At 55.3% G+C, this 25,080-nt stretch carries 19 protein-coding genes and 3 pseudogenes; 12 read left to right on the top strand and 10 right to left on the bottom strand.

Annotated features, from left to right (window positions below; all coding sequences use genetic code 11):
• Window positions 1-601: 601 nt before the first annotated feature.
• The 11 genes and pseudogenes from rpmH to AAHB66_RS23625 all read left to right on the top strand — a co-directional run bounded on the left by rpmH (window position 602) and on the right by AAHB66_RS23625 (window position 11,409).
• On the top strand, window positions 602-742 hold the full coding sequence (rpmH, locus tag AAHB66_RS23675; protein WP_003849659.1) for a 50S ribosomal protein L34: 141 nt from the start codon (window positions 602-604) through the stop codon (window positions 740-742).
• A 16-nt stretch (window positions 743-758) separates the two neighbouring features.
• Window positions 759-1,118, top strand: coding sequence for a ribonuclease P protein component (rnpA, locus tag AAHB66_RS23670; RefSeq protein WP_014072458.1), 360 nt, complete (start codon window positions 759-761; stop codon window positions 1,116-1,118).
• Window positions 1,082-1,339: a membrane protein insertion efficiency factor YidD gene (gene yidD / locus AAHB66_RS23665; protein WP_015585463.1), complete on the top strand. Its 258-nt coding sequence runs from the start codon at window positions 1,082-1,084 to the stop codon at window positions 1,337-1,339. The genes rnpA and yidD overlap by 37 nt, the downstream gene beginning before the upstream one ends.
• A 2-nt stretch (window positions 1,340-1,341) precedes the next feature.
• Window positions 1,342-2,982: a membrane protein insertase YidC gene (gene yidC, locus AAHB66_RS23660; RefSeq protein ID WP_347114774.1), complete on the top strand. Its 1,641-nt coding sequence runs from the start codon at window positions 1,342-1,344 to the stop codon at window positions 2,980-2,982.
• Window positions 2,983-3,085: 103 nt separating this feature from the next.
• Complete coding sequence (mnmE, locus tag AAHB66_RS23655; protein ID WP_347114773.1) at window positions 3,086-4,450, top strand: tRNA uridine-5-carboxymethylaminomethyl(34) synthesis GTPase MnmE; 1,365 nt, start codon at window positions 3,086-3,088, stop codon at window positions 4,448-4,450.
• Window positions 4,451-4,949: 499 nt separating this feature from the next.
• Entirely contained in the window at window positions 4,950-6,365 is a 1,416-nt protein-coding gene (gene tnaA, locus AAHB66_RS23650) for a tryptophanase (protein WP_347114772.1), read from the top strand.
• Between the two features lie 89 nt (window positions 6,366-6,454).
• Window positions 6,455-7,712, top strand: a pseudogene (gene tnaB, locus AAHB66_RS23645) (low affinity tryptophan permease TnaB).
• A gap of 112 nt (window positions 7,713-7,824) precedes the next feature.
• Window positions 7,825-9,000, top strand: a complete 1,176-nt coding sequence (locus tag AAHB66_RS23640) for an MFS transporter (protein WP_347114771.1) — start codon at window positions 7,825-7,827, stop codon at window positions 8,998-9,000.
• Window positions 8,969-9,932: pseudogene (gene yidZ, locus AAHB66_RS23635) on the top strand (HTH-type transcriptional regulator YidZ). The gene AAHB66_RS23640 and the pseudogene yidZ overlap by 32 nt, the downstream one beginning before the upstream one ends.
• Window positions 9,933-10,075: 143 nt before the next feature.
• The gene (locus tag AAHB66_RS23630) at window positions 10,076-10,822 is read left to right on the top strand and encodes a phosphopantetheinyl transferase (RefSeq protein WP_347114770.1); all 747 of its coding nucleotides are present in this window, start codon (window positions 10,076-10,078) and stop codon (window positions 10,820-10,822) included.
• A gap of 20 nt (window positions 10,823-10,842) precedes the next feature.
• Entirely contained in the window at window positions 10,843-11,409 is a 567-nt protein-coding gene (locus tag AAHB66_RS23625) for an NADPH-dependent FMN reductase (protein ID WP_347114769.1), read from the top strand.
• Between the two features lie 107 nt (window positions 11,410-11,516).
• On the opposite strand, the gene AAHB66_RS23620 is transcribed toward AAHB66_RS23625, so the two are convergent.
• Entirely contained in the window at window positions 11,517-12,851 is a 1,335-nt protein-coding gene (locus tag AAHB66_RS23620; protein ID WP_141242333.1) for an NCS2 family permease, read from the bottom strand.
• A 169-nt stretch (window positions 12,852-13,020) separates the two neighbouring features.
• On the opposite strand from AAHB66_RS23620, the gene yieH reads away from it, so the two are divergent.
• Entirely contained in the window at window positions 13,021-13,686 is a 666-nt protein-coding gene (gene yieH / locus AAHB66_RS23615; RefSeq protein WP_032615520.1) for a 6-phosphogluconate phosphatase, read from the top strand.
• 40 nt (window positions 13,687-13,726) lie between these two features.
• Here yieH and AAHB66_RS23610 read toward each other — a convergent pair whose 3' ends face one another.
• The 9 genes and pseudogenes from AAHB66_RS23610 to glmU all read right to left on the bottom strand — a co-directional run bounded on the left by AAHB66_RS23610 (window position 13,727) and on the right by glmU (window position 25,011).
• Window positions 13,727-14,887: an esterase family protein gene (locus AAHB66_RS23610; protein WP_347116552.1), complete on the bottom strand. Its 1,161-nt coding sequence runs from the start codon at window positions 14,885-14,887 to the stop codon at window positions 13,727-13,729.
• 34 nt (window positions 14,888-14,921) lie between these two features.
• Window positions 14,922-16,460: a carbohydrate porin gene (locus AAHB66_RS23605; RefSeq protein WP_347114768.1), complete on the bottom strand. Its 1,539-nt coding sequence runs from the start codon at window positions 16,458-16,460 to the stop codon at window positions 14,922-14,924.
• A gap of 329 nt (window positions 16,461-16,789) precedes the next feature.
• Window positions 16,790-17,515: a phosphate signaling complex protein PhoU gene (phoU, locus tag AAHB66_RS23600; RefSeq protein WP_103177617.1), complete on the bottom strand. Its 726-nt coding sequence runs from the start codon at window positions 17,513-17,515 to the stop codon at window positions 16,790-16,792.
• A gap of 14 nt (window positions 17,516-17,529) precedes the next feature.
• Window positions 17,530-18,303 (bottom strand): phosphate ABC transporter ATP-binding protein PstB, encoded by a 774-nt coding sequence (gene pstB / locus AAHB66_RS23595; RefSeq protein ID WP_337017960.1) that lies wholly within the window; start codon window positions 18,301-18,303, stop codon window positions 17,530-17,532.
• Window positions 18,304-18,350: 47 nt separating this feature from the next.
• Window positions 18,351-19,241, bottom strand: coding sequence for a phosphate ABC transporter permease PstA (gene pstA, locus AAHB66_RS23590; RefSeq protein ID WP_142487648.1), 891 nt, complete (start codon window positions 19,239-19,241; stop codon window positions 18,351-18,353).
• A gap of 9 nt (window positions 19,242-19,250) precedes the next feature.
• Window positions 19,251-20,201, bottom strand: a pseudogene (pstC, locus tag AAHB66_RS23585) (phosphate ABC transporter permease PstC); the annotation flags it as partial.
• A 126-nt stretch (window positions 20,202-20,327) separates the two neighbouring features.
• A complete protein-coding gene (pstS, locus tag AAHB66_RS23580) occupies window positions 20,328-21,368 on the bottom strand; it encodes a phosphate ABC transporter substrate-binding protein PstS (protein ID WP_333852465.1) in 1,041 nt (346 codons plus the stop codon).
• Window positions 21,369-21,658: 290 nt separating this feature from the next.
• On the bottom strand, window positions 21,659-23,488 hold the full coding sequence (glmS, locus tag AAHB66_RS23575) for a glutamine--fructose-6-phosphate transaminase (isomerizing) (RefSeq protein ID WP_347114767.1): 1,830 nt from the start codon (window positions 23,486-23,488) through the stop codon (window positions 21,659-21,661).
• 155 nt (window positions 23,489-23,643) lie between these two features.
• Window positions 23,644-25,011 carry a bifunctional UDP-N-acetylglucosamine diphosphorylase/glucosamine-1-phosphate N-acetyltransferase GlmU gene (gene glmU / locus AAHB66_RS23570; protein ID WP_347114766.1) on the bottom strand — a complete coding sequence of 456 codons (1,368 nt, stop codon included), beginning with the start codon at window positions 25,009-25,011 and terminating at the stop codon, window positions 23,644-23,646.
• Between the last annotated feature and the right edge of the window lie 69 nt (window positions 25,012-25,080).

The following is a 25,080-nucleotide window of genomic DNA, read 5'->3' as shown; positions in this document are numbered from 1 at the left end:
GGCGGACTCCACTCGAACATAAAAAGAAAGCTATTGAATAGTCATGATTGTAGACACACGTCGAAAAGACCCGGCGTTTAAGGGGGACGTGCGAACCGCTCTTTGCGGTTTTTGTCCGACCAGGATCCTGGGATCCGATCAGGACCGCGGATCATAGCCTAAACTGAGCCAGAGATCTTCTGTTTCTCACAGTTTCTTCCCGATTTATCCACAGGAGGATCGAAACGGGGTAAGTGTAAACGATCCTGACGGAGCACCCCCACGATTTAGGCCGCATATTGGAAAAATTAATGAGTAAAGACGATTTTTTGCTGAAATGATCTAACGAAGATCCTGGACGATCCTTGCGATTTGCCCTGGAGCCCGTATAATTCCCCACCCGTCGCGTGGGACTCGAACACCTGCGTCTGACGCTGCTCAATTTGCACGCTAAAAACGTGCGGAAAGACGCGGGAAATAAGGAAAGAGAATTGACTCTGGAGTGTACAATTATTACAATCCGGCCTCTTTAATCACCCATGGCTTCGGCGTCCATTGTTCGTTATTCGTTCGGACACCATAAAAAGTCATTGAATTTATTCAAGTTTAGGTAGAAATCGCCATGAAACGCACTTTTCAACCGTCTGTACTGAAGCGCAACCGTTCTCACGGCTTCCGTGCTCGTATGGCTACTAAAAATGGTCGTCAGGTTCTGGCACGTCGTCGTGCTAAAGGCCGTTCACGTCTGACCGTTTCCAAGTAATTAAGCTAACCCCTGCGTGGTTAAGCTAGCATTTCCCAGGGAGTTACGTTTGTTAACTCCCACTCATTTCACTTTCGTCTTCCAGCAGCCACAACGGGCTGGCACGCCGCAAATCACCATCCTCGGCCGCCAAAATTCGCTGGGGCATCCCCGTATCGGTCTCACTGTCGCCAAGAAAAACGTAAAGCGTGCGCACGAACGCAATCGGATTAAACGTCTGACGCGTGAAAGCTTCCGTTTACGTCAACATGAACTGCCTTCAATGGATTTCGTGGTGGTGGCTAAAAAAGGGGTTGCCGACCTCGATAACCGTGCTCTCTCGGAAGCGTTGGAAAAATTATGGCGCCGCCACTGTCGCCTGGCTCACGGGTCCTGATCGGCCTTATCCGGGTCTATCAACGCCTGATTAGTCCGCTACTCGGGCCACACTGCCGTTTCACACCGACATGCTCAAGCTACGGAATTGAGGCATTGCGCAGGTTTGGTGTGATAAAAGGCAGTTGGTTGACGGTGAAACGCGTATTAAAATGCCACCCTTTACACCCAGGTGGAGACGATCCCGTCCCTCCAGGACCTTTTGATACCAGAGAACACTAACGATGGATTCGCAACGCAATCTTCTTATCATCGCTTTGTTGTTCGTGTCTTTCATGATCTTCCAGGCTTGGGAGCAGGATAAAAATCCTCAACCTCAGCAGCAGGTCACGCAGACAACGACCACCGCAGCGGGTAGCGCCGCCGACCAGGGCGTACCGGCCAGTGGCCAGGGTAAACTGATTACGGTTAAGACCGATGTGCTTGAGCTGACTATCAACACCCGTGGTGGTGATGTTGAGCAAGCGCTGCTGGTAACTTACCCGAAAGAGCTCGGTTCTAACGAGCCGTTCCAGTTACTGGAAACCACGCCGCAGTTTATCTATCAGGCACAGAGCGGCCTGACCGGTCGTGATGGCCCGGATAACCCGGCTAATGGCGCACGTCCACTGTATAACGTCGATAAAGATGCGTTTGTGCTGGCTGATGGCCAGAACGAAATCGCGATCCCGATGACTTACACCGATGCAGCGGGCAACACCTTCACCAAAACCTTCACCCTGAAACGCGGTGAATTTGCGGTGAACGTGGGCTATAGCGTGCAGAACACCGGCGAGAAACCGCTGGAGCTCTCCACCTTTGGTCAGCTGAAGCAAACCATCAATCTGCCGACGCACCGTGACACCGGAAGCAACAACTTCGCGTTGCATACCTTCCGTGGCGCAGCGTACTCCACGCCGGATACCAAGTACGAGAAATACAAATTCGACACCATCGCCGATAACGAAAACCTGAACGTCAGCTCGAAAGGCGGTTGGGTGGCGATGCTGCAACAGTATTTCGCGACCGCATGGGTGCCGAATAACGCGGGTTCCAATAATTTCTATACCGCTAACCTGAACGGCGTTGCCGCTATCGGCTATAAGTCTGAGCCGGTTCTGGTTCAGCCGGGTCAAACCGGTACGCTGGGCAGCACCCTGTGGGTCGGTCCGGAAATCCAGGACAAAATGGCTGCCGTCGCACCGCACCTGGATCTGACCGTAGACTACGGTTGGTTGTGGTTCATCTCTCAGCCGCTGTTCAAACTGCTGAAGTTCATCCACAGCTTCCTGGGCAACTGGGGCTTCTCCATCATTGTTATCACCTTCATCGTTCGTGGCATCATGTACCCGCTGACCAAAGCGCAGTACACCTCCATGGCGAAGATGCGTATGCTGCAGCCGAAAATTGCGGCAATGCGTGAGCGTCTGGGCGATGACAAACAGCGTCAGAGCCAGGAGATGATGGCCCTGTATAAAGCCGAGAAAGTGAACCCACTGGGTGGCTGCTTCCCGCTGCTGATCCAGATGCCAATCTTCCTTGCGCTGTACTACATGCTGATGGGCTCCGTTGAGCTGCGCCATGCGCCGTTCGCACTGTGGATCCATGACCTGTCCGCACAGGACCCGTACTACATCCTGCCGATCCTGATGGGCGTGACGATGTTCTTCATCCAGAAGATGTCGCCAACCACCGTGACCGACCCGATGCAGCAGAAGATCATGACCTTTATGCCGGTCATCTTCACCGTGTTCTTCCTGTGGTTCCCGTCAGGTCTGGTGCTGTACTATATCGTCAGCAACCTGGTAACCATCCTTCAGCAGCAGCTGATCTACCGTGGTCTGGAAAAACGTGGCCTGCATAGCCGCGAGAAGAAAAATTCCTGACATTGAGTAGGCCGGGTAAGCGAAGCGCCACCCGGCAAACGGAACATAAATTAAAGGGCGGTCTGTTGACCGCCTTTTTTATTGCATTAAGAAGAGACAAACCATGAGCCATAACGACACTATCGTCGCCCAGGCAACCCCACCGGGACGCGGTGGTGTGGGCATTCTGCGTATCTCTGGCCTGAAGGCGCGCGAGGTGGCAGAAGCGGTGCTGGGTAAACTACCCAAGCCGCGCTACGCCGACTATCTGCCGTTTAAAGATAACGACGGCACGGCGCTGGACCAGGGCATCGCGCTGTGGTTCCCGGGCCCGAACTCCTTTACCGGTGAAGACGTGCTCGAACTGCAGGGCCACGGCGGGCCGGTGATCCTCGACCTGCTGCTGAAACGCATTCTGACCCTGCCCGGCCTGCGCATTGCGAAGCCGGGCGAGTTCTCCGAACGCGCCTTCCTCAACGATAAGCTGGATCTGGCCCAGGCCGAGGCGATTGCCGACCTGATCGACGCCAGCTCCGAGCAGGCCGCCCGCTCGGCCCTCAACTCGCTGCAGGGCGCTTTTTCCAACCGCGTTAACCACCTTGTGGAAGCACTTACTCACCTGCGGATCTACGTGGAAGCGGCCATTGATTTCCCGGATGAGGAGATCGACTTCCTCTCCGATGGCAAAATCGAAGCCCAGCTTAACGACGTGATGGCCGATCTCGACGCGGTGCGCGCCGAAGCGCGTCAGGGCAGCCTGCTGCGCGAAGGGATGAAGGTGGTGATTGCCGGGCGTCCGAACGCCGGGAAATCGAGCCTGCTGAACGCGCTGGCGGGCCGTGAAGCGGCGATTGTCACCGACATTGCCGGCACCACCCGCGACGTGCTGCGCGAGCATATTCATATCGACGGTATGCCGCTGCATATCATCGACACCGCCGGCCTGCGCGATGCCAGCGACGAAGTGGAGCGTATCGGTATCGAGCGCGCCTGGCAGGAGATTGAGCAGGCTGACCGGGTGCTGTTTATGGTCGATGGCACGACCACTGCAGCGATCGACCCGGCGGAGATCTGGCCGGACTTTATCGCCCGTCTGCCGGCGAAACTGCCGATCACCGTGGTGCGTAACAAAGCCGACGTCACCGGCGAAACCCTGGGTCTGAGTGATGTGAATGGTCACTCACTGATCCGCCTGTCGGCGCGCACCGGCGAGGGGGTGGATGCGCTGCGCAACCATCTGAAGCAGAGCATGGGCTTTGATACCAGCATGGAGGGCGGTTTCCTCGCCCGTCGTCGCCATCTGCAGGCGCTGGAACAGGCGGCGATGCATCTGGATCAGGGCAAAGCGCAGCTGCTGGGTGCCTGGGCCGGGGAATTGCTGGCGGAAGAGCTGCGTCTGGCGCAGCAGGCGTTAAGCGAGATCACCGGGGAGTTTACCTCGGATGACCTGCTGGGGCGCATCTTCTCCAGTTTCTGCATCGGGAAATAAACCCGTTTCAGCCCTCCGCTAAAAGCCGCATAACACCCCTGTTATTGCGGCTTTTTCCTTTTCTATATTACCTGAATAAATACCAAATATATCTGTTATGTTCTCTGTGATTACAATCACAATTAATATACCTGCACATAGACAAATATTCTCATTCGAATAGTGTAGTAGCGTGTCTAATGAGGATAAATCAATGACGATTATCTTAAATACATATCTCACTTCTAAGTGGTTCAATATTGACAATAAAATTGTCAATCACCATCCGTAATCTCCCTTCGTCTCTCTTTCTCTATGCAACCTGAATAGATTAACACTCTATTTATTTGGTATGCCTGAAATCATTGCGCCCGTAAGGCTGCAATTATGCTGCTGCACGCCTCTGTCGGTGGAATATACTCTCCCGATTGCGTAGCGGTATCGCTGATCAGGTATGCCTGAATTAATGGTTATTAAAAATAGCCACCCGCACCGCTGCGATAAAAACAGGAATTATATAATGGAAAACTTCAAACATTTACCAGAGCCATTTCGCATCAGAGTTATTGAGCCGGTTAAGCGCACCACAAGGGAGCATCGCGACAACGCGATTATTAAATCGGGTATGAACCCTTTCCTGCTGGATAGCGAAGACGTATTTATTGATTTACTGACCGACAGCGGCACCGGTGCGGTTACACAGAATATGCAGGCCGCCATGCTGCGCGGAGACGAAGCCTATAGCGGAAGCCGCAGTTACTATGCGCTGTCCGACGCCGTGAAAAGTATTTTCGGTTATCAGTACACTATTCCGACCCATCAGGGGCGCGGCGCTGAGCAGATCTATATTCCGGTGCTCATTAAAAAGCGCGAGCAGGAGAAAGGCTTAGATCGCACGAAAATGGTCGCCTTCTCTAACTACTTTTTTGATACCACCCAGGGTCACAGCCAGATAAACGGCTGTACCGTGCGCAACGTGTATATCAAGGAGGCCTTTGATACCGGCATTCGTTACGATTTTAAAGGCAACTTTGACCTGCAGGGTCTGGAAAACGGCATCGAAGAAGTGGGTCCAGCCAACGTCCCGTATATCGTCGCCACCATTACCAGCAACTCCGCCGGTGGACAGCCGGTGTCGCTGGCGAACCTGAAGGCGATGTACGCGATTGCCAGAAAATACGACATCCCGGTGGTGATGGACTCCGCACGCTTCGCCGAGAATGCGTACTTTATTCAAAAACGTGAAGCGGAATATAAAGACTGGACGATCGCGGAAATTACTCGCGAAACGTACAAATACGCAGATATGCTGGCCATGTCGGCTAAAAAAGATGCCATGGTGCCGATGGGCGGCCTGCTGTGCATTAAGAATGACGACTATTTCGACGTCTATACCGAGTGCAGAACCTTGTGCGTCGTCCAGGAAGGCTTCCCGACCTACGGCGGCCTGGAAGGGGGTGCCATGGAGCGTCTGGCTGTCGGCCTGCACGACGGCATGGGCCAGGACTGGCTGGCATACCGTATTAATCAGGTCCAGTACCTGGTCGACGGCCTGGAAGCCATCGGCGTGGTTTGCCAGCAGGCCGGCGGCCATGCTGCCTTTGTGGATGCCGGTAAGCTCTTGCCGCATATTCCTGCCGAACAGTTCCCGGCGCAGGCGCTGGCCTGTGAGCTCTATAAAGTGGCCGGTATTCGGGCTGTGGAAATTGGTTCGTTCTTACTGGGCCGCGATCCGAAGACCGGTAAGCAGTTACCCTGCCCGGCAGAGCTGCTGCGTTTGACTATTCCGCGTGCCACCTATACGCAATCGCATATGGATTTCATCGTCGAAGCCTTTAAACACGTTAAAGAAAATGCGATGAACATTAAAGGATTAACCTTCACCTACGAACCTAAAGTATTACGTCACTTCACCGCCAAACTGAAAGAAGTTTAACCTTCTGTCCCCGGGTGGCTAAATAATTTTAGCCACCCGCAAAATAAATAGTTCAACAACGTCAGGCTTGCCACATTGATGGGGGCACCATGGATAACGCATTAGAATTAGAGACTAAACACTCGTCGGTATGGGGTGTCATGGTTATAGCGGGTACAGTTATTGGCGGGGGGGATGTTTGCTTTACCCGTGGATCTGGCAGGGGCATGGTTTTTTTGGGGCGCGTTTATTTTAATTATCGCCTGGTTTTCAATGCTTCACTCCGGGCTATTATTGTTAGAAGCAAATTTAAATTATCCCGTCGGTTCAAGCTTTAATACGATTACCAAAGATCTGATCGGCAATAAATGGAATATCGTCAGCGGCTTCACGGTCGCCTTTGTGCTTTATATTCTGACGTATGCCTATATCTCCGCAAACGGCGCTATCATCAGTGAAACCATCGCCATGAACCAGGGGACGCATGTGAATCCCCGGATAGTGGGTGTCTGTACGGCAATCTTCGTTGCGGGCGTATTGTGGTTTAGTTCACTGGCGGCCAGCCGCATTACCTCGCTGTTTTTAGGCATTAAGATCATCGCCTTTATCGTGGTGTTTGGCTCCTTCTTCTTCCAGGTCGATTATTCAATTTTAAGAGACATTAAGGTTACATCGGCCAGCAATACCACCTACTTCCCCTACATCTTTATGGCCCTGCCCGTCTGTCTGGCATCGTTTGGGTTTCATGGCAACATTCCCAGCCTGATCATCTGCTACGGCAAACGCAAAGATAAACTGATTAAAAGCATTGTCTATGGCTCGCTGCTGGCCCTGTTTATCTATCTGTTCTGGCTCTACTGCACGATGGGTAACATTACCCGCGACAGCTTCAGCGAGATCATCTCGTCCGGGGGCAATGTCGATTCGCTGGTGAAATCATTCCTCGGCACCCGGCAGCATGGAGTGATCGAATTTTGCTTACTGGTTTTCTCAAACTTAGCAGTGGCCAGCTCGTTCTTCGGCGTCACCTTAGGGCTGTTCGACTATCTTGCCGACCTCTTTAAACTCGACAATTCACCGTCAGGTCGCCTGAAAACGATCATGCTGACCTTCCTGCCGCCGACCCTGCTCTACCTGATTTTCCCGAACGGCTTTATCTACGGCATTGGCGGGGCGGGTTTGTGCGCAACCATCTGGGCGGTGATTGTCCCGGCAGTCCTCGCGCTGAAAGCGAGACAGAAATTCCCGAATAAGACCTTCACCGTCTGGGGCGGTAGGGTGGTTCCCTCGCTGGTGATCCTGTTCGGGGTGGTGGTCATCGTTTGCTGGTTCGGGAATACCTTCCATTTCTTACCGCGCTTTGGCTAAATCCGCTCCCCAAAAGGTGATTTCCTCGCAGGAAATCACCTTTGTCCAAATGGCAACTCGCCACTTCCCCTTTATCCCCCTATGCTTCTTGCCTGACTTTATGGGGGGTGTTATGGCTCGTTTTCTGTTTTGTAGTTTTGCGCTGGTGCTGCTTTATCCATCGGGCATTGATATGTATCTGGTGGGGCTGCCGCACATCGCCCGCGATCTGGGTGCCAGCGAAGCGCAGCTGCATATCGCGTTTTCGGCCTACCTCGCGGGGATGGCGTCGTCGATGGTGTTTGCCGGGAAGATTGCCGACAAAGCCGGGCGACAGCCGGTCGCCATTACCGGGGCGGTGATTTTTGCTCTGGCCTCCGTGCTGTGTTCACTGGCAGAGGAGAGTTCCCTGTTCCTTACCGGACGCTTTATCCAGGGCGTCGGGGCAGGCGGCTGCTACGTGGTGGCCTTTGCCATTCTGCGCGATACCTTAAGCGCCCAGCGTCGCGCCAAAGTGCTCTCCATGATGAACGGCATCACCTGCATTATCCCGGTGCTGGCGCCGGTGGTGGGCTACCTGATCATGCTGCAGTTCCCGTGGCAGAGCCTGTTCTGGACGATGGCGGCAATGGGGATGCTGGTCTTCATCCTGTCGATCGCGGTTCTGAAAGAGACTCACCCCGGGGCGCAAAACCGGAGCCATAGCGCGTCGATCCCGCCGGACGAGAAGCTGCTCAACCGCTTCTTCATCAGCCGCTTGCTGGTCACCACCCTGAGCGTGGCGGTGATCCTTACCTATGTAAACGTTTCCCCGGTGTTGCTGATGGAAGTGATGGGCTTCGATCGCGGAGAATATTCCATGGTGATGGCCTCAACCGCACTGGTCAGTATGGCGGTCTCGTTCTCGACGCCGTTTGCGCTGAACCTCTTCCGCCAGCGCACCTTGATGCTGACCTCGCAGGTGCTGTTTCTGGCGGCAGGGGTGATTCTGGCGACCGCCAGTTCCCATGCCCTGATGCTGGCGGGCATTACGCTGATTTGCGCCGGGTTCTCGGTGGGCTTTGGCGTGGCGATGAGCCAGGCACTCGGCCCGTTCGCGCTGCGCGCAGGCGTAGCCAGCTCGGTGCTGGGTATCGCTCAGGTTTGCGGCTCTTCGCTGTGGATTTGGCTGGCAGCCATAATGGGGCTGAATGCATTGAATATGCTGATCGGGGTGCTGATTGGCTGTAGCATGCTCTGCATTCTCCTCCTTTTGCTTATCCGGCCCGCAGCGCATCATGAAGAAGCCCCTCAGCAGTCTCGATCTTAACCTGTTGCTGTGCCTGCAGCTTTTGCTGCAGGAACGCAGCGTTACCAAAGCCGCGAAACGGATGAACGTCACCCCGTCCGCGGTGAGTAAATCGCTGGCGAAGCTGCGCGACTGGTTTGACGATCCTCTGTTTGTGAAGACCCCGCTGGGGCTGCTGCCGACGCCGCTGACGGTGAGCCTGGAGCAGGATCTGGCCGACTGGATGCAGATTGGCAACCAGATCCTCGATAAATTCCACCATGACTCCCCCCGGTGGCCTGACGTTTGAGCTGGCGGCGGAAACACCGCTGATGCTAATCCACTTCAACGCCCTGCTGGAGCAGGTGAACCAGCGTTACCCGCAGGCCACGGTGAAGATGCGCCACTGGGATTACGATTCGCTGGACGCCATCACCCGTGGGGAGGTTGAGCTTGGCTTTACCGGGCGCGAAACGCATCCCCGTTCCCGGGAGCTGTTAAAGCTGATGCCGTGGTTTATTGACTACGAAATCCTGTTCAGCGACCGCCCGTGCGTCTATCTGCGGGAAGATCATCCCGCGCTGCAGGAGGAGTGGAACCTCGAAACCTTCCTGCGCTATCCGCATATCAGTATCTTCTGGGAGCGCAGCGACACCTGGGCGCTGGATGAAGTGCTCACAGAGATGGGACGTACGCGCAATATCGCCATGAGCCTGCCCGGCTTTGAACAGTCGATGTTTATGGCGGCGCAGCCGGGCCATAACTACATTGCCACCGCCCCGCACTACTGCCATCACTATAATCGGCTCCACCAGCGGAAGCTGATCGCCCTGCCGATCCCCATTGATGAGGCGCAGGCGCAGAAGCTCACCGTGCCCTTCACCCTGATCTGGCATAAGCGTAACAGCCACAACCCTAAAATCCTCTGGCTTAGAGAGACTATCAAGGCGTTGTACGGCCCGCCGCTGCGCTAGCCGCCCTGTTTTCGCCTAAGAAAATGTAAAGTTCCGCCGCAAAACTTCCCTTACCCCCATTTAGCCATTAAAACAGTAAGCGAGTTAAGTGATAATCATGTAACCGTTTAACCTGACGACTAACCATTATCATGGAGTGAAAAATGGCTACGCATTTTGCAAGAGGGACGCTGACCGAGGGGCAGCTGGATTCAACCAGACTCTCTTCATCCTGTTATAACGAAGCGTGGAAGCACCCTGAACATCGCCGTACACGTTTTCTGGCTTCCCGGGCGCTGCTCGCTGAACTGTTGTTTATGCTTTATGGCACCAGCGAACTGCCGGAAGTGATAACCGAACCCGAGGGTCGCCCTGTGTTTGCCGATCCGGAGCTTCCCCGTTTTTCCATTGCCTACGCCGGCAATATCGTGGGCCTGGCGCTGACCACAGAAGGCGATTGCGGTCTGGATATGGAGCTGCAGCGGGCCCCCCGCAGCCTGGACGGTACTCACGCCCACGACGCCTACCCGCTCTCCAGCAACGAGAACCTGTGGGTGCGTAACCAGAACGATCCCCAGGAAGCCAGAGCGCAGCTGATTACCCTGCGCCAGAGCATCCGTAAGCTTTCGGGCGACGCCAGCGACTGCGCCAGCCTTGTGCAACTGTTACCGGGTTCCGGCCGCCTGCGGGCCACGAGAGCCGCACAGGTAGAAGCCTTAAGCGACGCCGAAGATGTCCTGATCTGGTCTATCGCCGTCACCCCGGCCATTGAACGGCTAAAAATTTGGGAGTTCGACAGCCGCCTCGGATGGCACAGCCTGCCGGACGTCCCCGCCCGCGCGAACGAGCCGGCCGCACGCCTGATGCGCCTGACCAGTTTACCGGCAGAAAAAGCGATTATTCTCACCTGACCTTTCAAGAAGGAGTTGTGATGTCTGATACGTTAAAGGTTGTTACGTTACTGGGAAGCCTGCGCAAGGGTTCATTCAACGGGATGGTTGCCCGCACGCTGCCGAAGCTGGCGCCAGAGGGCATGGAGATTAGCGCCCTGCCGTCGATTGGCGATATTCCGCTGTACGACGCGGATATGCAGCAGGAAGAGGGATTCCCGGCGGCCGTAGAAGCGCTGGCAGCGCAGATCCGCGAAGCGGACGGCGTGGTGATTGTCACCCCGGAATATAACTACTCCGTGCCGGGTGGCCTGAAGAACGCCATTGACTGGCTCTCCCGCCTGCCGGAACAGCCGCTGGCGGGTAAACCCGTGCTGATCCAGACCAGCTCCATGGGGGCGATCGGCGGCGCACGCTGCCAGTATCATCTGCGCCAGATCCTGGTGTTCTTGGATGCGATGGTATTGAACAAGCCGGAGTTTATGGGCGGTATCATTCAGAACAAGGTCGACCCGCAGGCGGGTGAAGTGATTGACCAGAGTACGCTGGATCATCTGACCGGTCAGCTGAGCGCGTTTGGCAAGTATATTCAGCGGGTTAAAGCGTAAGACGAGTGCGGGGGGAGTGCGGCCTGATGCCCTCACCCCGGCCCTCTCCCACAGGGAGAGGGAGAAAACATTAAAAACGGCAACCCAGGGTTGCCGTTTTGCTTTTATCAGGCATCAATAAACGCAATCTTCAGCACGAACAGCAGGGCAACAACCATCACGCACGGGCTGATTTCACGCCAGCGTCCGGTGCCTGCCTTCATCACGCAGTAAGAGATAAAGCCCAGCGCAATCCCTTCGGTGATGGAGAAGCTGAACGGCATCATCACGGCGGTAATAAACGCCGGAACTGCTTCAGTCAGGTCGTCCCACTTCACGCGCGACAGGCTGGAGGTCATCAGCACGCCCACGTAGATCAGCGCGCCAGCGGCCGCGTACGGCGGCACCATGCCCGCCAGCGGTGAAAGGAAGATCACCAGCAGGAACAGCAGGCCAACCACGACCGCAGTCAGACCGGTACGGCCACCGACGGAGACCCCGGAAGAGGATTCGATGTAGGCGGTCACGGACGAGGTGCCGATAAAGGAGCCGGTCACGGACGAGATACTGTCCACGAACAGCGCCTGCTTCATGCGCGGGAATTTGCCCTTCTCATCCGCCAGACCGGCTTTATCGGTGACGCCAATCAGCGTTCCGGAGGAGTCAAACAGGTTCACCAGCATGAAGGAGAAGATCACCCCGGCCAGGCCCAGGTTCAGCGAGCCCGCCAGATCGACATGGCCAATCACGGTGGTCACGCTCGGCGGCGCGGAGACGATGCCGTTGTAGTGCACATCGCCCAGCATCCAGCCCAGCAGGGTGGTGACGATAATGGAGACCAGCACCGCCGCGTGGATATTGCGTGAGGCCAGGATCGCGATGATGAAGAAGCCCAGCACGCCCAGCAGCACGCTGTGGGAGGTCAGCTTACCGATGCTGACCAGGGTTTCCGGGTTTGCCACGATCACACCGGCGTTTTTCAGCCCCATCATGCCGATGAACAGACCGATACCGCTGGTGATGCCCACGCGCAGGCTGACCGGGATATTGGCAATCATCCAGTAACGCACGCGGAAAATGGTCAGGATCAGCAGACCAACGGCACCCCAGAAGATAGCGCCCATCCCCACCTGCCACGGCAGGCCCATCGCCTGAACCACGACGAAGGCGAAGAAGGCGTTCAGACCCATCGCGGGTGCCAGAGCAACCGGCAGGTTAGCAAACAGCCCCATCAGGATGCTGCCGAAGGCGGCGATCAGACAGGTCGTCACGAAGACGGCGCTGGTATCCATGCCAGCAACGCCCAGAATTTGTGGGTTCACGAAAACGATATAGACCATCGTCAGGAAGGTGGTGAAACCGGCGATCACTTCGGTGCGTGCCGTCGTGCCGTGCTCGCGCAGTTTAAACACGCGCTCAAGCAAACCCGCGCCAGACGACTGGGTAGTGTGTTGTTGACTCATCATCTATTTCCGAACAAGGAGGGAAAATTCGTCGCTATCCTATACCAAAATGCGACAATAGGGGCGGTTGAGAGGCACTTTTTTTTCATTGAATTTGCTTATACGGCAACGATTGCGTCTCAATGTTATGCGCTACGTAAACGTTAAACTTGTTAAGAAAGGGAAATGCATGTCTCAGATTGATGCAGTATTTTTCGACTGCGACGGTACGCTGGTCGACAGTGAGGTCATCTGTTCCCGGGCGTATGTCACCATGTTCCAGGAATTTGGTATCACGCTCGATCTCGAAGAGACGTTCAAACGCTTTAAGGGCGTGAAGCTCTACGAAATCATCGACATCATTAACGCCGAACACGGCGTCAGCCTCGCGAAAGCGGATCTGGAGCCTGTTTACCGCGCCGAGGTCGCACGCCTCTTCGACTCCGAACTGGAAGCCATCGCGGGTGCCAGCGCCCTGCTGGATGCGATGGCGGTGCCGATGTGCGTGGTCTCTAACGGCCCGGTGAGCAAAATGCAGCACTCTCTTGGCAAGCTGCAGATGCTGCACCATTTCCCGGAAAAACTGTTCAGCGGCTACGATATCCAGCGCTGGAAACCCGATCCGGCCATGATGTTCCACGCGGCGAAAGCGATGAACGTCAACGTGGAGAACTGCATCCTGGTGGATGACTCCAGCGCAGGCGCGCAGGCGGGGATTGCCGCGGGCATGGAGGTGTTCTACTTCTGCGCCGATCCGCACAACCCGCCGCTTGACCATCCGAAGGTAACGACCTTTACCGATCTGGCCCAGCTGCCGGAACTGTGGAAGGCGCGCGGCTGGCACCTTACCCGCTAAAACAGTTAAGCCGTAAAGCGAGTCGCTTTACGGCTTTTTGCTATTTAAACAGTTTCTGGACGAATTCCGCATAGGCCGGTCGCCAGACATCCATCTCATGGTTCAGGCCCGGGTATTCGTGGTAATCGAATTTGATCTGGCGTTTCTCAAGCTCCTGCTTCAACCCGGCGATATCCTTGCCCGTCACCGCATCTTTCTCGCCCACCACGACGGTGAAATTGCGTAGCTGCTTATTGATGGCCTGCGGGTCGTTGAGACGGGCACTGACGCCCTCATCCGGCACCGTCGTGGTGGTCACGCCGCTAAAGGTGGCCAGCCAGCCAAAGCGTTCGAGATGATTCATCCCGGAGACCAGCGCCTGATAGCCGCCCTGGGACAGCCCCGCCAGCGCGCGCCCTTCGGCATCGTCTCGCACGTTAAACCGCTGGCTTATCAGCGGAATGATGTCGTTCATCAGCTCCCGATCGGCAGCCTGGGCATTCAACGGGTAAAAGGCTTTACGGCGCTCGTTCGGCACGAAGATTTCAGGAACTATGCCTGCGGCATCGGTTTCGGTATCCGGCACCACCACCAGCATCGGGGCGATCTTTCCGGCCGCGAGCAGGTTATCCATAATCTGCGCGATACGTCCCTGATCGATAGCCGAACGGCCCGTATCACCGAAGCCGTGATAGAAGTAAAGCACCGGCAGCGGTTTTCCCTGCCCGTTGTAGCCCGGCGGCGTCCAGACGAACAGCTGACGCTCCGACTTCAGCGCCGCCGAATGATAGGTCAGGGTAATCAGATCGCCGTGCGGGACCGGATTAACGTCCAGAATACTGCCCGGCACCAGCACCATGCTGGTATTCACCTGGCGCTGCGGCTTGGTCATCGCCGTGCCGGTATCAATGCTGCGCACACCGTCGACGTTGAAGAAGTATTCATACAGATTGGGCTGCATCACCGGCCCTCGCCAGCTCCAGAGCCCCGAGGCGTCTTTGGTCATCGGATGGATATTTTCCGGGGTCGGAACACCCACCACCACCGATACGCTTTTCGCCGCCGGTGCGAAGTAGCGATATGTCACCGTATTGTCGGCATTCACCTGAGTGACATACTGGCTCAACGGGTGAGCGGGATCCGGGGCGGCGGGGAGATCGGCCGCAAACGCCGATGGCCCGAGAGATAAACAGAGCGTAATAACGGATAAAGCTGTTTTCATTCGTTTCATTAATAAGGTCCTTTATGCGATCCGGTTACCACCAGATTTCAGCCTGCGCACCAATGGCAAACTGATCCTTCTTTTGGTCTTCGAAAGTGAAATTATCTAATTCCGTCTCGTCCGCTTTAATATAGGTTCCATAAAAACGTAATTCCGGGCGGGAGGTCAACATACTGGTATTGACCTTGAAGGTATGGAACAGCGTGGTTTTATAGCCTGACTCATAATATTTGTTGCCGGTCAGATCGGTATTTTGCTGTCTGAAATAACCCAGCTCAACGCCGGTCTGATTATATTGATCCCAGATATAAGCCGGGCGTACAACGGCGCGAATGGACTCGAAATCAGAATGGGCGCCGGTTTCATAGCTGTAAACGTCATTCCCGAAGGAGTAGACCAGCGCATTGGCCATGATCACGTTATCCCGCAGATACACCTCCCCCTGCGAAGTCACACGCACCGCCGTCCCGTTGGTATGATCGCCATAATATCTGCCGTTGAAGGTGGTGTAGGGGCTGGAGCCGGCATAGCGCGAGAAGCTGCTGGCAATGGAGTTATTCGCCAGCAGGACGGAAAACTCGTTGAAACCGCCGGTATCCAGTTTTTGCGTTAAGGTGGTACCGACCATCCAGGTGTCTTTCCACGGGTAATAGCCGTTATTGTCCTGATTATACTTCTCGCTGGAGCTTTGATTGGCCGCGACGTAGCGCCCGCTGACCATCAGAGAGGCTTTATCCCACAGCGGCAGCGCCTTATAACGCAGGTCGATGGTATTGGTGTTCAGCTGCTGCTTGTTTTTGAGCTGACGGTCATAGTCGTCCACGTCTTCACGCACCAGCGCAATATCGACTTTGCCAGGGCCCACTTTCCAGTTCTCCAGCCCGACGCCCGCAGCGGCATCCGTTCGTTGGGTTTTCCAGTCCAGCATCTGGATTTCGATCTTCGGCGCACCGTGCTTCCCGACCCAGAAATCCGCCTCCGGGGCAAACGGCAGGAAGCCCTGGGTGGTCACGTACATATCGGAGAACTGCAGATAGTTTTCCCCGCCCGCGTTATCGCCAAACCAGCCGGTGGAGTACTGCTGGCCCACGTTGCCGTCCAGCATCACAATGGCATCGACGCGTTTATTGCCTTCGTTGTAAACCCGCTGCTTGAGCTGCAAATCGAACCAGCCAGAGTACTCATTGCCGAATCGCCCCAGGGAGCCAATCGCCCAGGATTTTGGCGAACCGTGGGATGCGGTGCCCCAGCCGGAGCGGAAATAGCCGTTATAGCTAAAGCCAATTTCATCCTTCACGAATTTACTGAAATCTTTCATGGTGATGGAAGAATAAGCAGCATCGGTATTCGTCTCTCCGGTTTTGACCAGTACGGCAGCGGGTTTTTGCGCCGGGCTGGTGGTCTGCGTTTTGACGATCTCCTTATCTTTATACTGCTGAAGCTCTGCCTGGGTCTCTTTTAATGCCTTTTCCAGTAATTCGAGGCGCTGCTCCACGGTTAACGACGCCGCCCCGGCCTGAGTGAGGGGAGTCATCATTAAAATGGCCGAGGTAATAAGGGTTCTCCTGAACATAATATTAGTCCCTGTTAATTTATCTTTTAAAATAAAAAAAACCTGAAAGCGACTTACCTCCGCAAGGAGATAATCACTTTCAGGTTTTGCCCGCCTGATAGCGGTAACAATCCAGTTTTGCTTAATAACGTTATTAGCGCATTAACGTATTTCTGTGGCTCGCGTTAATATCGGCATGTTTTAGGTGAGAAGAGAAAAGAAAACAACCGGGAAAAGAGTGAAATGTGACTGAAGGCAATGTTATTGCGCTGGAAATAAAAGAGTTATTCGCAGAAGAAATATATTGATATTTAAATATAACGCCAGCAAAGCTGGCGTTACGGGAGAAATTACTCTTTCGGATCTTTTCCGGCGAGCATTTTGTCCAGCTCATCCCCACCGACGTGACGGAAATCCTGACCCTTCACGAAGTAGAAGATGTATTCGCAGATGTTCTGGCAACGGTCACCGATACGCTCAATGGAGCGGGCGCAGAACAGGGCGGTCAGAACGCTTGGAATGGTGCGCGTGTCTTCCATCATGTAGGTCATCAGCTGACGCACAATGCCTTCGTACTCCTGGTCGACCTTCTTGTCTTCACGGTAGATACGCACCGCTTCATCCAGATCCATACGCGCAAAGGCATCCAGCACGTCGTGCAGCATCTGCACGGTGTGACGACCCAGCGACTCCAGGCTGACCAGCAGCGGCTGGTGCTGCTGGGAGAACTTCTCCAGCGCGGTGCGGCAGATTTTATCCGCCACGTCGCCAATACGTTCCAGCTCAGCGATGGTTTTGATGATCGCCATCACCAGACGCAGGTCGCTCGCCGTCGGCTGACGCTTGGCGATGATGCGCACGCAGGCTTCGTCGATCGCCACTTCCATCATGTTGACGTGTTTGTCGCCTTCCACCACGCGCTTCGCCAGCTCGCTGTCCTGGTTGTGCATGGCGGTGATGGCGTCAGAAAGCTGCTGCTCGACCATTCCGCCCATGGTCATCACCTGGGTGCGGATGCTTTCCAGCTCGGCGTTAAACTGGCCGGAAATGTGTTTGTTAAGATTGAGATTATCCATTGCGCACTCCTGAATCAGCCGTAGCGTCCGGTGATGTAGTCTTCTGTTTGCTTCTTCGCGGGCCTGGTGAACAGCGCATCCGTATCGCTGAACTCAATCAACTCGCCCAGATACATAAACGCCGTGTGATCGGAACAACGCGCAGCCTGCTGCATGTTGTGGGTCACGATCACCACGGTGTAATCCTGTTTTAACTCGGTGATCAGCTCTTCGATACGGCCAGTAGAGATCGGATCCAGCGCTGAGCACGGCTCATCCAGCAATAACACTTCCGGGCGAATGGCGATACCACGCGCAATGCACAGACGCTGCTGCTGACCACCGGAGAGAGAGTATCCGCTCTGGTGAAGTTTATCTTTGGTTTCGTTCCATAATGCGGCCTTGGTCAAGGCCCACTGCACGCGCTCGTCCATATCGGCGCGGGAGAGCTTCTCAAACAGGCGCACGCCAAAAGCGATGTTGTCATAGATGGACATCGGGAACGGCGTTGGTTTCTGGAACACCATGCCCACTTTTGCACGCAGCAGGGCGATGTCCTGGGTATTGGTCAGAATGTTGTCGCCGTCCAGCAGGATCTCGCCTTCGGCGCGCTGCTCCGGATAGAGCGAATACATTTTGTTAAAGGTACGCAGCAGCGTGGATTTCCCGCAGCCAGACGGACCGATGAATGCCGTGACCTGGTTTTTGGCGATATCCAGGTTGATGTTTTTCAGGGCATGGAACTTGCCGTAGTAGAAGTTCAGATCACGAACCGCAAGTTTACCCGGGGCAGTATCGACCATACTCATTGACTCATTTCCTCATCCGGCGCCGCAGTGTGCCACGCCGTCAATAATTAACCGTGTTTCTTCTTCGCGAAAATAACGCGCGCCAGAATGTTCAGTAACAGTACGCACAGGGTAATAATCAGTACCCCGGCCCAGGCCAGTGACTGCCATTCGGCAAACGGGCTCATCGCAAATTTAAAGATGGTGACCGGCAGGTTGGCGATCGGCTGCATCATGTCCGTGCTCCAGAACTGGTTGGAGAGCGCGGTAAAGAGCAGCGGTGCGGTTTCACCGGCAATACGGGCCACGGCCAGCAGGACGCCGGTCAGGATCCCGGAGATGGACGCTTTCAGGGTGATGGCAGAGATCATCTTCCACTTCGGCGTGCCCAGCGCGTAGGCCGCTTCACGCAGGCTGTCCGGCACCAGTTTCAGCATGTTCTCGGTGGTACGGATGACGATAGGCACCTGCAGCAGCGCCAGCGCAATCACCCCAGCCCAGCCGGAGAAGTGCTCCATCTGCGCCACCACGATGGTGTAGACGAACAGACCGACCACAATCGACGGGGCGGAGAGCAGAATATCGTTAATGAAGCGGATCACTTCCGCAATCCAGGATTTACGGCCGTACTCCGCCAGATAGATCCCCGCCATGATGCCGAGCGGCGTACCGAACACGGTCGCCCACAGGATCAGCAGGCCGCTGCCCGCCAGGGCGTTTGCCAGACCGCCGCCTGCGGTATTTGGCGGTGGAGTCATCTCGGTGAACAGCGCCAGCGACATGCCGTCGATACCGCGGGTTACCGTGGAGAACAGGATCCAGACCAGCCAGAACAAACCGAATGCCATCGTCGCCATTGAGAGCGTCAACGCGAGGCGGTTCTTCATGCGGCGCTTCGCCTGCATTTTGCGGCGTGATTCCGCCAGCTCCACGGTGTTTTGCATTTCGAGCGTTGCCATTAGCGTGCCCCCCTCATTTTTCGCCAGGCGCATGATCATCACTTTGGAGATCGCCAGAACGATGAAGGTGATAACAAACAGAATTAAGCCCAGCTCCATCAGCGCGGCAACGTGCAGGCCCGATTCCGCTTCGGCGAATTCGTTAGCCAGCGCCGAGGTGATGCTGTTGCCCGGCATGTAGAGCGAGGCGCTGTCGAGCTGGTAGGTGTTACCGATGATAAAAGTCACGGCCATGGTTTCACCCAGCGCGCGGCCCAGACCCAGCATGACGCCGCCAATCACCCCATTTTTGGTGAACGGCAGGACGATACGCCAGATAACTTCCCAGGTGGTGCAGCCGATGCCGTAGGCCGACTCTTTCATCATCACCGGGGTCTGTTCGAAGACATCGCGCATTACCGCTGCGATGTACGGAATAATCATGATGGCGAGGATAACGCCCGCGGCCAGGATCCCGATACCGAATGCCGGACCGGAGAAGAGAGCGCCCACAAACGGGATAGCGGAGAGGACGTTGCCTACCGGCTCCTGGAAGTACGTCGCGAACAGCGGCGCAAAGATAAACAGGCCCCACATGCCGTAAACGATACTGGGAATTGCCGCCAGCAGCTCAATGGCGATACCCAGCGGACGCTTCAGCCAGTTCGGTGCCAGTTCCGTCAGAAACAGGGCGATACCGAAGCTCACCGGCACGGCAATCAGCAGGGCGATAAACGAGGTCACCAGCGTGCCGTAGATCGGCACCAGCGCACCGTAGATATCGTTCGGGGCATCCCACTCTTTGGTCCACAGGAAGGAGAAACCAAATTTCTGGATGCTCGGCCAGGAGGAGAAAATCAGAGACACGATGATGCCGCCCAGCAGCAATAGCACAATCAGCGCAGCCAGTTTTACCAGCGCGCTGAAAATCATGTCACCTTTTTTACCCGGAGGGTTAAATGCAGGCTTGGTTGCAGCCATAAATTACTCTTCTGTTGAACGCGTTTACGAAATCGCCGGATGGCGCTGGCGCTTATCCGGCCTACAGTCGGAACCGTAGGGCGGGTAAGCGCCAGCGCCACCCGCCATTTTCGTCAGAATGCTAAATTAATACAATGCCTTACCGCTGCTGTCTTTCACGTTGGTTTTCCATGCAGCACGAATCTGCTCAACCACGCTGTCCGGCAGGCTGGCGTAATCCAGGTCGTTAGCCTGTTTGTTGCCGTTTTTGTATGCCCAGTCGAAGAACTTCAGCACTTCAGTACCCTGCTCAGGTTTCTTCTGCTCTTTGTGCACCAGGATGAAGGTGGTGGAGGTAATTGGCCACGCGCCTTCGCCTTTCTGGTTAGTCAGATCCTGAGCGAAAGATTTGCTCCAGTCAGCGCCTTTGGCGGCGTTGGCAAAGTTCTCTTCGGTCGGGCTTACTGGTTTGCCATCAGCAGAAACCAGCTTGGTGTACGCCAGGTTGTTCTGTTTAGCGTAAGCGTATTCTACGTAGCCGATTGAGCCAGGCAGACGCTGTACGAACGCGGCGATACCGTCGTTACCTTTACCGCCCAGACCGGTTGGCCAGTTCACGGTAGAGCCGGAACCCACTTTGGATTTCCACTCTTCGTTCACTTTCGCCAGGTAGCTGGTGAAGACGAAGGAGGTACCGGAACCGTCAGCACGACGAACCACAGCGATGTTCTGCGCAGGCAGCTTAACGCCCGGGTTCAGTTTGGTGATGGCTTCGTCATCCCATTTTTTGATTTTGCCGAGGTAGATATCGCCCAGGGTTTTGCCGTCAAGTACCAGCTCGCCGGACTTCAGGCCAGGGATATTCACCGCCAGCACAACACCACCGATAACGGTCGGGAACTGGAACAGGCCTTCCTGCGTCAGTTTCTCATCCGACAGCGGAGCGTCAGATGCACCGAAATCAACGGTATTCGCGGTAATTTGTTTAACGCCACCGGAGGAGCCGATACCCTGGTAGTTCACCTTGTTACCAGTTTCTTTCTGGTAGGTATCAGCCCATTTGGCATACACCGGCGCAGGGAAGGTTGCACCAGCGCCAGTCAGGCTTGCCTCTGCAAATACAGAGAACGCGCTCATCGATAAGGTCGCGGCGACAACAGTTGCGACAGTGGTACGCATAACTTTCATAATGTCTCCTGCAAGATTTTCGTAAATCGTTGTTTAGTGGCTACGATGAGCAAAATAGGACAAAGAAGTGACAGATAAATGTACGAATTATGACAGTTTTATGACAGCGAGAATTTCGCTTTAGGAAAGTTAAAATAGATATTAAATATCAGCAGGTTAAATATGATTATGACGCTAAGATTTCAGAAAAATTTTCTTTCTGTGACACTGAAAAAGTTAGCTGAAGATGACAGTTTGTCATTAAAAAACGCGGATAAAAAAGCTCCACCCGAAGGTGGAGCCTGAAGGGATTACTCTACGGTAACGGACTTCGCCAGGTTACGCGGCTGGTCAACGTCGGTGCCTTTGATCAGCGCGACGTGATACGCCAGCAGCTGCAGCGGTACGGTATAGAAGATCGGCGCAATCACCTCTTCCACATGCGGCATCTCGATGATGTGCATGTTGTCGCTGCTGACGAAACCGGCATCTTTATCGGCGAAGACAAACAGAACGCCGCCACGGGCGCGGACTTCTTCGATGTTGGATTTCAGTTTTTCCAGCAGTTCGTTGTTAGGTGCCACCACGATAACCGGCATATCCGCGTCAATCAGCGCCAGCGGGCCGTGTTTCAGCTCGCCTGCGGCGTAGGCTTCCGCGTGGATGTAGGAGATCTCTTTCAGCTTCAGGGCACCTTCCAGCGCGATCGGGTACTGATCGCCACGACCGAGGAACAGGGCGTGATGCTTGTCGGAGAAGGATTCCGCCAGCGCTTCAATGCGTTTGTCCTGAGAGAGCATCTGCTCAATACGGCTCGGCAGCGCCTGCAGGCCGTGTACGATGTCACGCTCAACAGAGGCATCCTGGCCTTTCAGACGGGCCAGTTTCGCCACCAGCATCAGCAGAACCGTCAGCTGGGTGGTGAACGCTTTGGTGGAGGCCACACCGATTTCAGTGCCGGCTTTGGTCATCAGCGCCAGATCGGATTCACGTACCAGAGAGGAGCCCGGCACGTTACAGATCGCCAGCGAACCAAGGTAACCCAGCTCTTTGGACAGACGCAGCGCCGCCAGGGTGTCGGCGGTTTCACCGGACTGCGACAGGGTGATCATCAGGCTGTTACGGCGTACGGCCGATTTGCGATAGCGGAATTCAGAGGCGATTTCCACGTCGCACGGCACGCCAGCCAGGGCTTCAAACCAGTAGCGGGAGACCATACCGGAGTTGTAAGAGGTACCGCAGGCCACGATCTGAATATGCTCGACGTTAGCCAGCATCTCGTTGGCGTTAGCACCCAGCTCGCTCAGATCCACCTCACCGTGGCTGATACGCCCGGTCAGGGTGTTTTTGATGGCGTTTGGCTGCTCGTAGATCTCTTTCTGCATGTAGTGACGGTAAGCACCTTTGTCACCCGCGTCGTACTGCAGGTTGGATTCGATATCCTGACGTTTAACCGGCGCACCCGATTTATCAAAGATCTTCACGTCACGACGGGTCACTTCCGCAATGTCGCCCTCTTCCATGAAGATAAAGCGGCGGGTCACCGGCAGCAGCGCCAGCTGATCGGAGGCGATAAAGTTCTCGCCCATCCCCAGACCAATCACCATCGGGCTGCCCGAGCGGGCGGCCAGCAGGGTGGACGGGTCACGGCTGTCCATGATCACGGTGCCGTAGGCGCCGCGCAGCTGGGGGATTGCACGCAGTACGGCTTCACGCAGCGTACCGCCCTGCTCCAGCTCCCAGTGAACCAGGTGAGCGATCACTTCGGTGTCGGTTTCTGACACGAAGGTATAGCCGCGCTCAGTGAGTATTTCGCGCAGCGGCTCGTGGTTTTCGATGATGCCGTTATGCACCACCACAATGTGTTCAGAGACATGCGGGTGGGCGTTGCCTTCAGAAGGTTCACCGTGGGTCGCCCAACGAGTATGGGCAATGCCTGTGCCACCGTGCAGCGGGGTTTCTTCCGCGGCCTGGGACAGCATGTTTACTTTACCGAGGCGACGCAGGCGGGTCATGTGCCCTTCTGCATCGACCACTGCCAGACCGGCAGAGTCGTAACCACGGTATTCCAGACGACGTAACCCTTCGAGAAGGATTTCAGCAATATCACGCTGCGCGACTGCGCCAACAATTCCACACATAGTTTTAGATTCCGAATAGAGGCTTTCGCCTGCGTTGTCGCTGACCTGTATGTGCCCTTTTCGGGCGCCCCGAGCCTTGTAGAGAGTGGGGTTATATTTATGGGTACTGCTTATGGGAGGGGGGATTATGTTATCCCCTCATCCCGAAAATGCTTTTACTTCTTCACCGGGCGTTTCCAGCCCTGCTTGTGAACCTGTGGCACGCGGCTGATGACCAGCTCATTTTCCGCCACATCGCGCGTCACGGTCGTGCCCGCGGCAATGGTCACGCCTTTACCGATAGTCACGGGCGCCACCAGCTGCGAATCGGATCCGACAAACACGTCGTCGCCAATGATGGTTTTAAACTTGTTCGCGCCGTCGTAGTTGCAGGTGATAGTTCCGGCGCCGATGTTAACGTTATCGCCAATCTCCGCATCGCCCAGATAGGTCAGATGACCGGCTTTAGAGCCCTTGCCCAGACGCGCTTTTTTCATTTCAACGAAGTTGCCAACGTGAGCGCCTTCCAGCAGCTCAGCACCCGGACGCAGACGGGCGAACGGCCCGATAGTACAGGCGGCTTCCAGGTGGGCATCTTCCACCACACTGTAAGGGCTGATTTCGCAGTCGTCGCCAATCACGCTGTTTTTTATTACGCAACCGGTGCCAATTTTGACGCGGTTACCCAGCGTTACGTTGCCTTCCAGAATAACGTTAGTATCAATCTCGACGTCGCGCCCGTGATTAAGCACGCCACGCAGATCGAAACGCGACGGATCGCGCAACATTACGCCCGCCAGCAGCAGTTTTTCTGCCTGCTCAGACTGATAAATACGCTCAAGACGGGAGAGCTGCAGGCGGTTATTCACGCCGTCCGTTTCGCTGATACGCGCCGGATGAACGGCGGCAATCTCACGCCCTTCCTGATGCGCCATCGCGATGATATCGGTGATATAGAATTCGCCCTGCGCGTTGTTATTGTTCAACTGCGACAGCCAGCGTTTCATGTCTGCGCCATTGGCGATCAGAATACCGGTGTTAATTTCCTGGATTTCACGCTGCGCGTCGGTGGCATCTTTGTGCTCGACAATGCCCGTCACCTTGCCGTTTTCACGGGTGATACGGCCATAACCGGAGGGATCGTCCAGCTTAACGGTCAGCAGACCAATACCGCCCTGCGGCTTCGCGGCACGCAGGCGAACCAGCGTCTCGACGGAGATCAGCGGCACGTCGCCGTAAAGCATCAGAATATCTTCGTCGTCGGAGAAGAACGGCGCGGCCTGCTGCATGGCGTGACCGGTACCCAACTGTTCTGCCTGTAACACCCAGTTGAGCTTGTCATCACGCAGCGTCTGCTTCAGCAGATCGCCACCGTGACCGTAGACAAGATGAACCTGGTTTGCGCCCATTTCATTAGCGGCATCAATGACATGCTGCACCATCGCTTTCCCTGCCAGGGTGTGCAGCACTTTTGGAAGATCGGAATACATGCGGGTGCCTTTGCCTGCGGCAAGAATGACCACGCTCATTGCATTATTCAACATACACGTCCTGACTGTAATTTGAGTGAAAAGTAAAACCCTTTGGCGTTGAAAATTCTACATATTTTGCGC

The organism is Leclercia sp. S52, from assembly GCF_039727615.1.
Classification (GTDB): Bacteria; Pseudomonadota; Gammaproteobacteria; order Enterobacterales; family Enterobacteriaceae; genus Enterobacter; species Enterobacter adecarboxylatus_B.
The sequence above is the reverse complement of the archived record's forward strand: the minus strand, read 5'-3'. Positions and strand labels throughout refer to the sequence as shown.

Coding starts and splice junctions, on each gene's coding strand:
- rpmH (WP_003849659.1), top strand. CDS start 602: ATGAAACGCACTTTTCAACCGTCTGTACTGAAGCGCAACCGTTCTCAC.
- yidD (WP_015585463.1), top strand. CDS start 1,082: ATGGCGCCGCCACTGTCGCCTGGCTCACGGGTCCTGATCGGCCTTATC.
- yidC (WP_347114774.1), top strand. CDS start 1,342: ATGGATTCGCAACGCAATCTTCTTATCATCGCTTTGTTGTTCGTGTCT.
- mnmE (WP_347114773.1), top strand. CDS start 3,086: ATGAGCCATAACGACACTATCGTCGCCCAGGCAACCCCACCGGGACGC.
- tnaA (WP_347114772.1), top strand. CDS start 4,950: ATGGAAAACTTCAAACATTTACCAGAGCCATTTCGCATCAGAGTTATT.
- AAHB66_RS23640 (WP_347114771.1), top strand. CDS start 7,825: ATGGCTCGTTTTCTGTTTTGTAGTTTTGCGCTGGTGCTGCTTTATCCA.
- AAHB66_RS23630 (WP_347114770.1), top strand. CDS start 10,076: ATGGCTACGCATTTTGCAAGAGGGACGCTGACCGAGGGGCAGCTGGAT.
- AAHB66_RS23625 (WP_347114769.1), top strand. CDS start 10,843: ATGTCTGATACGTTAAAGGTTGTTACGTTACTGGGAAGCCTGCGCAAG.
- AAHB66_RS23620 (WP_141242333.1), bottom strand. CDS start 12,851: ATGAGTCAACAACACACTACCCAGTCGTCTGGCGCGGGTTTGCTTGAG.
- yieH (WP_032615520.1), top strand. CDS start 13,021: ATGTCTCAGATTGATGCAGTATTTTTCGACTGCGACGGTACGCTGGTC.
- AAHB66_RS23610 (WP_347116552.1), bottom strand. CDS start 14,887: ATGAAAACAGCTTTATCCGTTATTACGCTCTGTTTATCTCTCGGGCCA.
- AAHB66_RS23605 (WP_347114768.1), bottom strand. CDS start 16,460: ATGTTCAGGAGAACCCTTATTACCTCGGCCATTTTAATGATGACTCCC.
- phoU (WP_103177617.1), bottom strand. CDS start 17,515: ATGGATAATCTCAATCTTAACAAACACATTTCCGGCCAGTTTAACGCC.
- pstB (WP_337017960.1), bottom strand. CDS start 18,303: ATGAGTATGGTCGATACTGCCCCGGGTAAACTTGCGGTTCGTGATCTG.
- pstA (WP_142487648.1), bottom strand. CDS start 19,241: ATGGCAACGCTCGAAATGCAAAACACCGTGGAGCTGGCGGAATCACGC.
- pstS (WP_333852465.1), bottom strand. CDS start 21,368: ATGAAAGTTATGCGTACCACTGTCGCAACTGTTGTCGCCGCGACCTTA.
- glmS (WP_347114767.1), bottom strand. CDS start 23,488: ATGTGTGGAATTGTTGGCGCAGTCGCGCAGCGTGATATTGCTGAAATC.
- glmU (WP_347114766.1), bottom strand. CDS start 25,011: ATGTTGAATAATGCAATGAGCGTGGTCATTCTTGCCGCAGGCAAAGGC.